At 37.4% G+C, this 6,556-nt stretch carries 11 protein-coding genes and 2 pseudogenes; 8 read left to right on the plus strand and 5 right to left on the minus strand.

What is annotated here, in order from left to right:
- Nucleotides 1-135: 135 nt before the first annotated feature.
- Nucleotides 136-414 (plus strand): site-specific integrase, encoded by a 279-nt coding sequence (locus J7E63_RS25905; protein WP_215017783.1) that lies wholly within the window; start codon nucleotides 136-138, stop codon nucleotides 412-414.
- A gap of 18 nt (nucleotides 415-432) precedes the next feature.
- Entirely contained in the window at nucleotides 433-792 is a 360-nt protein-coding gene (locus J7E63_RS30640; protein WP_374193803.1) for a tyrosine-type recombinase/integrase, read from the plus strand.
- A 103-nt stretch (nucleotides 793-895) separates the two neighbouring features.
- Here J7E63_RS30640 and J7E63_RS25915 read toward each other — a convergent pair whose 3' ends face one another.
- Nucleotides 896-1,069 (minus strand): hypothetical protein, encoded by a 174-nt coding sequence (locus tag J7E63_RS25915; RefSeq protein ID WP_168242971.1) that lies wholly within the window; start codon nucleotides 1,067-1,069, stop codon nucleotides 896-898.
- Nucleotides 1,070-1,479: 410 nt separating this feature from the next.
- Here J7E63_RS25915 and J7E63_RS25920 point away from each other — a divergent pair, with 410 nt between their 5' ends.
- The 5 genes and pseudogenes from J7E63_RS25920 to J7E63_RS29870 all read left to right on the plus strand — a co-directional run.
- On the plus strand, nucleotides 1,480-1,626 hold the full coding sequence (locus tag J7E63_RS25920; protein ID WP_215017787.1) for a hypothetical protein: 147 nt from the start codon (nucleotides 1,480-1,482) through the stop codon (nucleotides 1,624-1,626).
- Nucleotides 1,627-1,717: 91 nt separating this feature from the next.
- The gene (gene ystJ / locus J7E63_RS25925; protein ID WP_215017789.1) at nucleotides 1,718-2,959 is read left to right on the plus strand and encodes an NADP-dependent malic enzyme; all 1,242 of its coding nucleotides are present in this window, start codon (nucleotides 1,718-1,720) and stop codon (nucleotides 2,957-2,959) included.
- 240 nt (nucleotides 2,960-3,199) lie between these two features.
- Nucleotides 3,200-3,376, plus strand: coding sequence for a hypothetical protein (locus tag J7E63_RS25930; protein ID WP_215017790.1), 177 nt, complete (start codon nucleotides 3,200-3,202; stop codon nucleotides 3,374-3,376).
- Nucleotides 3,363-3,494 carry a hypothetical protein gene (locus tag J7E63_RS30235; RefSeq protein WP_285289976.1) on the plus strand — a complete coding sequence of 44 codons (132 nt, stop codon included), beginning with the start codon at nucleotides 3,363-3,365 and terminating at the stop codon, nucleotides 3,492-3,494. The genes J7E63_RS25930 and J7E63_RS30235 overlap by 14 nt, the downstream gene beginning before the upstream one ends.
- A 205-nt stretch (nucleotides 3,495-3,699) precedes the next feature.
- Nucleotides 3,700-3,813 (plus strand): annotated as a pseudogene (locus tag J7E63_RS29870) (DNA replication protein DnaD); the annotation flags it as partial.
- Between the two features lie 78 nt (nucleotides 3,814-3,891).
- On the opposite strand, the gene J7E63_RS25935 reads toward J7E63_RS29870, so the two are convergent.
- On the minus strand, nucleotides 3,892-4,173 hold the full coding sequence (locus J7E63_RS25935; RefSeq protein WP_215017792.1) for a hypothetical protein: 282 nt from the start codon (nucleotides 4,171-4,173) through the stop codon (nucleotides 3,892-3,894).
- A 14-nt stretch (nucleotides 4,174-4,187) separates the two neighbouring features.
- The gene (locus J7E63_RS25940) at nucleotides 4,188-4,457 is read right to left on the minus strand and encodes a helix-turn-helix domain-containing protein (protein WP_215017794.1); all 270 of its coding nucleotides are present in this window, start codon (nucleotides 4,455-4,457) and stop codon (nucleotides 4,188-4,190) included.
- Between the two features lie 323 nt (nucleotides 4,458-4,780).
- Between J7E63_RS25940 and J7E63_RS29875 the strand changes: the two are divergent.
- Nucleotides 4,781-4,894 (plus strand): annotated as a pseudogene (locus J7E63_RS29875) (VOC family protein); the annotation flags it as partial.
- Between the two features lie 160 nt (nucleotides 4,895-5,054).
- Here the strand turns inward: J7E63_RS29875 and J7E63_RS25945 are convergent.
- On the minus strand, nucleotides 5,055-5,249 hold the full coding sequence (locus J7E63_RS25945) for an IDEAL domain-containing protein (RefSeq protein ID WP_215017796.1): 195 nt from the start codon (nucleotides 5,247-5,249) through the stop codon (nucleotides 5,055-5,057).
- A 309-nt stretch (nucleotides 5,250-5,558) separates the two neighbouring features.
- Nucleotides 5,559-6,506: a DNA-directed RNA polymerase subunit alpha gene (locus J7E63_RS25950; RefSeq protein WP_215017798.1), complete on the minus strand. Its 948-nt coding sequence runs from the start codon at nucleotides 6,504-6,506 to the stop codon at nucleotides 5,559-5,561.
- Nucleotides 6,507-6,556 lie beyond the last annotated feature (50 nt).

The following is a 6,556-nucleotide window of genomic DNA, read 5'->3' on the forward strand; positions in this document are numbered from 1 at the left end:
CGAAAAGTCAAAAGGCTATTGGGGAGAAATTCAAATTTGATGCTATATACTTAAAGTAATTGTAAAAACTTGTATTATGGAAAACTTTAAAAATGAAAGAGATTTTCTTTATAATGAAAAATAGGTGGATAGCAAGTGTGCCCATCAAGGTATAAAGCGTGGATTCATGAGCCGATACATAAACGCTTCAAGCCGATTAAGACACCTATAGACGTGGTTGAGGCATTTACAGTCGAGGAGTACAGACAGTTAGTTGCCGCCATAGATGACGAAACCTATGTCGGATTTCGGACGAAGGTTATGACGTTTGTCTTACTCGACACGATGGTGCGTGTATGCGAGTTGGTAGATATAAAGCGGCAGAATGTCGATTTTAAAACCATGTCTATACGGCTAGAAACAGCGGATACGTAGTCGCGAGTCGGACGCGTGGTGCCAATCTCCGCACGTACTGCGAAACTATTAAGCGAGTATTTACATGAGACGGAAGACTGCGGTAATGAGTACTTGTTTCTGACGTATAAGGGTGAAAAGATAGGCGAGGCCACTGTCCGCGATAACTTGCGTGTCTATGGTCAGGTTGCGAAGATAACGAATAAGCGAGTCAGTCCGCACACGATTCGGCACACTGGGGCGTTATATTATATCCTTAACGGAGGTGCTCCGTTTTGCTTGCAGCGAATACTCGGCCATTCGCATATGAACATGGTACGACGTTATGTGCAAATGACGAACATGGACGTACAAAATCAGAATAGCGCGCACTCTCCGCTGAATTATGTATTTAAATAACGTTTACCAAATGCGTCACCTTAACGGGTGGCGTTTTTATTTGTACAAAAATTAAAGAAAGCCCTATGTTCAAGGGCCCAATTGTCGTGTAAAGTATCGATAATTAATTCTTAGAGTTTTCCTCAATTTTATGAATATACACGACACCGCTCGTTACAACTGAACCATTTGTTTCACCGCAATGGGGGCAATTTATATACTCACGCTCTCTGCCTCCAGGGACATTCATTTCCGTAACTTGGAAATAAAACTCTTTTTCACATTTTTTGCAGTTCATCAAAAGACATCCCTCCGTGTACTTTTATTAGTAACTCAAAGTATATATTCGCCAAGTTGTAAGCGTTTTCCTTCTTAATATTATTTATTTGACGGAATTATAGAGGACATTACAAATATACCTACCCGGGGTATATAGTAGAAGGAACTCGGTATTACAAAAGGAGAGACTTTGATATGTTAACACTACGTGAAGAAGCATTAAAGATGCACAAGGAAAATCGAGGGAAACTTGGTGTTCATTCAAAAGTTCTCGTACGTAATGCAAAATAAATTTTGAAAATTTTAATTTGTTTTGTATTTTTACGTAAGATTATGTAGTTCCTTATATAAATTAAACCTACAGTATTAGAAATTATCAATCAGTCTATGGGAAAAGAGAAAAGTAATCTTTTATTGGGGGAATTTTATATGTGGGTAATCACTGTCTATTCAAAGGAAATTACTTCGATGTTTGAATTTGACACAGAAAAAGAAGCAAGGGAAGCTTTCAAGAATATTCAAGGATGCAAGATTCTTTCCGAGGTTGTTTACTTTAATGATCATTATGTTGCTTAGCTACTGTTTAAGATCTTTCTCAGAGGTCTGAGAATTTTTTAACTATTTGTTTACTAAAACAAACATCTATTAAATTAAGGAGAGACATTATATGTCAACTTTACGTAAAGAAGCATTAAAGATGCACAAGGAAAATCGAGGAAAGCTTGGTGTTCATTCAAAAGTTCCCGTACGTAATGCAAAAGATTTAAGTCTTGCTTATTCTCCAGGTGTAGCGGAGCCATGCTTGGACATTTATGAAGATGAAAGCAAAGCCTATGAATATACCATGAAGGGAAATCTGGTAGCTGTTGTTTCGAACGGAACAGCAGTACTCGGTCTTGGAAATATCGGTCCGAAAGCGGCCATGCCGGTCATGGAAGGAAAAGCTTTGTTATTCAAATCGTTTGCGGGTGTCGATGCATTCCCGATTTGCTTAGATACAACGGACCCGGACAAGATTGTGGAGGTCGTTACTTTATTGGAGCCGACATTTGGCGGAGTGAACTTAGAAGACATTGCAGCACCGCATTGCTTTGAAATTGAAGATCGATTACGAAAAGTTTGTAATATCCCTATTTTCCACGATGACCAGCACGGAACAGCCATTGTAACTGCTGCTGGGTTAATCAATGCTTTAAAATTAGCTGAAAAAAAGATTGAAGACATTCGTGTTGTAGCAAACGGGGCGGGTGCTGCAGGGGTGGCGATTGTTAAGCTGCTTCTTCAAATGGGTGTAAAAGATGTCATTTTATGTGATACAAAAGGAATCATTTATAAAGGCCGCCCGTTTGGAATGAATCAATTTAAAGAGGAAATGGCATGCATCACCAATAGCGAACAAAAACAAGGTGTATTAGCAGATGCTCTTGTTGGGGCTGATGTGTTTGTGGGGGTATCTGCTGCAGGTATTGTTACGGAGGAAATGGTTCGTTCTATGAATCAGAATCCTATTATTTTTGCCATGGCCAATCCGATACCTGAGATTATGCCGGAAGAGGCAAAAAAAGCGGGGGCACTCGTAGTTGGAACCGGACGCTCTGATTTCCCCAATCAGGTGAATAACGTCCTCGCATTCCCTGGCATTTTCCGTGGTGCTTTAGACGTTCGTGCAAAAGCAATTAATGAGGAAATGAAACTTGCTGCCGTTTATGCCATTGCTGGATTGATTTCAGATGAAGACCTTCACGCGGATTATGTAATTCCAGATCCATTTGACCGGCGAGTAGTGGCTAATGTAGCAGCAGCTGTTGCGAACGCTGCAATAGAAACAGGAGTATCACAAAAATATATCAATGGAGAAGAAATCAAAAGGCGCCTATTAGAAGAGGAAGAACAACCTGTTTTTGTATAATTCTTACTGAACAACAAAGAAAGTTTCTCTACTACTTTAGTTGTTCAGAAATTTAATATAAATTTTTTGAAGTTTCAGTTAGTGCGAATTAAATCACGAATTATCGACTGCCTTTCGAACCCCTAAATTTTAACTAGGGGTTCTTTTTAATGGTATACAAAAGTATATAGGATGCATAAAAATCCCAAAAATTATGCAAAATAAAACAAACAAAAATGACTAGAAATGCGGTGAAAAATTGTGAAAAAAGATGAGATTGCATCGCTCATTGACCAAGGCAGGCGGGCTTATTATTGCCGATATAGGGAGAAACCAGAAAACAGGGCAAAGGCTCGGAAATACCGGGACAACTTTTTTCTTAAACGGGGCTTGGAACAATTAAAATCTAAAGGAGATAAAGCAAGTGAAAATAAATAATTTAAATGTTGCAGAACAACGGACAACTCGATACACGATTCCACCAGAAGAAAACTTACTTCCAATATTTTGGGGAGCCGTAGATGTCCAAGCTTTAGGCAGATTAAGAAGCCGTTGATAAACAACAAATTATCACTGGAGATCCTCATGCCTAGGTGCTTTGGTGCCCAAATTTTATAAATTACAAATCACCAGAAAACACTAGGAAGCAAAAAGGCTTGATTTATCAGTACTTGAGGGTACATAGTGATACTAGAAAAACAGACATTTAATTCTATATCAATTATGAATGAATTTTATTAGAAGAAAGGCAGTGGTCGAGGATGGCAAAATATAGAATGGTGCGTACTGATTTTTGGAAGAATCCGGTTGTTTTAGAAGAGATGAGCCCCGAGGACAAATACTTTTATCTGTATCTTCTTTCCAATCCACATACGAATGATAAAGTGCCAGGCACCATCCAATTTGCTAGAACAATATCTAAACAATCAAGAAATAGGTGGATAAAGGTTTATTCAGAAAAAGGTGTATTCAATCACGGTTGTTTCATTGACTGCATCCCTAGCTTGTTTGTTTAGATATATTTGTTCCGAAATATCATCAGTATTTTGTAGGTCAAGTAAAATAGCCGTATGTTTAAATTGTAAATCCTGTAGTTTTTGGTCTAGCAGTTTACCCTTATCGACTAGCTTATTAGCCTCAGCATGATACGCTGCTAAACACTTTTTAGTATCATTAAATAGGTTCATACCCTCAACAGCTTTATCAATCGCTTTTCTATCTACTTTAAAAATCATTTCAGTTCCCCCTATTAATAGCTTCTCATAGCTTTTATTTCAAGAATTTTATTGATACTGTTCAACTCAACATTAGATACCCTTAACCGCTTAATAGCGTCCCTTAATTTATCCTCATAGTGTGGTGTAAAGGCTAGTTCGTTCTTTTCAAGTTTCGCTATGGTGGATTTATCTACATTCATATAAGTACTGAACTCAGCGAGAGTCTTATTACGTATGAAACGGACTTGTTTGATGTAACGGTAATCTAAATGGGTATTGTAGGGGCCTCTATTACAATCCAATGTTTAAACACCTCCTAATTTTTAGGATTGCAATAGATTATGTAAGAATCGGGCGCGTTTCCTGCGAAAGGATACGCGCCCGTTTTGGATATAAGGTCAGCATCAAAAGTAAATTACGTTTTTAACGAACAATTCGATAAATAAACCGAGGTCTTAACCTCGATCTAAAGTTGTAGGGAACTTCATTCATTTTATCGATTCCTGGACCTATATTAATCGTTACAATAGAGAGGAAGAAACAAGAAGGTCTACATCAAGTGTGGTAGAACGGTTTAGAAAGTTATTCCTAAGAAGAGGAAGTGTAACCTAGGAAACTAAATCATATCAATCTTACGGTCACTGACGTTAACGCTGCCCGAGAGTTCTTGGCGAAATATTTCGAGCTACAAACCAAGAGCATACATGGCGATTCATTTGCTGTAATGACTGACGAAAACGATGATGGGGGCAATGGGTGGTACAACAAAACTGGTAGCTAGGAGATTTCTATTAAAAAGGTAAAAAAAAGGCGACACCGAGTCCAATAATAGTTCAACAAGCAGTATAAAAGGATCTTCGACTGGAAGATCCTTTTAAGAACGATTACATAAAACAATTTTAAGAAACTTTCTTTAATTCCTCTGTTAATCGTAGGAATTCTGCTTTATTTTTGTCTCGTAAGGACAGGTCGATTTTCTTTTGAATTTTCTCTTTTCGGAAATCACGCAGGGCTTTGTCTAACACCATTTCAGCAAATAGAGAATCCATGACATATACTTCAGGTTGTGGTGAATTAAGCAAGTTCTTTTCCATAAGAAATCAACTCCTTGACCTTTTTTCTATTATACTAATAATTTTCTGACTATTCAAATATTTGAAATTGGTAATTTGAGAAAGCAACAAAATGAAACATACTTTATCTGCATATTTGGTTACGAATCAATTCATGAGTATGGAGGAAAACATAATTGCACTGTCCATGCAGTAAGTAGGTATTCATAATTAATTATCACCTACTTACTACATTTAAAATCATTTATAACTACCGCCCATTAGTACTTTCTTCGAGATACCGGTGAACTTTTGCTTCAGGGGAAATCACAAGGAAAATAATGATGGATTTTAATCATCTTTGCGTACGATTATATCCAAACTTTCTAATTTATCTAAGATCTCTTTTAAAGATTTTTGTCCTAAGTTACGTAATTTTCTTATATCTTCTTCGGATTTATTAGCTAAGTCTTGAATAGTATTAATCCCACTGCGTTTTAGACTGTTGAAAGAACGAACAGAAAAGTCTAAATCCTCAATAGTCAGTTTAAGTATTTCTTTTTCATTTGAAACTTCTTCTTGTTCTTCCATAATTGGGATATCTTGTGATTCAGGATTAAGTCCTACTAAAATAGAAAGATGTTCATTAAACATTTTTGCACTTTCACAAATGGCTTCGCTGGGCCCTAAACTCCCATCTGTCCAAAGTTCAAAATATAACCTTTCAAAACTATCCAATTGACCTACACGAGTGTTCTCAACTAAATAACTGGCGCGTGAAACCGGTGTATAGATTGAATCTATTGGTATGACTCCTACTTGAAGGCCACCACGTTTGTTTTGCTCTGCAGGAACATAACCACGTCCGCGTTTTGCAGTTAGGCGCATTCTAAAATGTACATTTTCTATAAGGGTAGCAAGATGCAAATCGGGGATTAAGATCTCTACATCACTATCATGAGAAATATCTGCAGCTGTTATTGTACCGGTTCTATGTACATCGATCATCAATTCTTTCTCATCGTCAGAGAGAATATTCATAGATAATTTTTTTATGTTCAAAATGATAGTTGTTACATCTTCTTCTATCCCATCAATAGTTGAAAATTCATTCTGCACCCCATCTATTTGTATGGTAGTGACAGCGGCACCGGGGAGTGAAGATAAAAGGATGCGACGTAATGAGTTGCCAAGTGTCGTTCCAAATCCTCGCATGAGTGGTTCAACGACAAACTTTCCATACTTGGCATCCTCGCTAATCATAACCTTTTCAATTCTTGGCACTTCAATTTTTAACATCCGAATTATACACCCCTTTTAGTCATTATGGTATGTCAACACTAAATCAA

The organism is Bacillus sp. ISL-75, assembly GCF_018613095.1.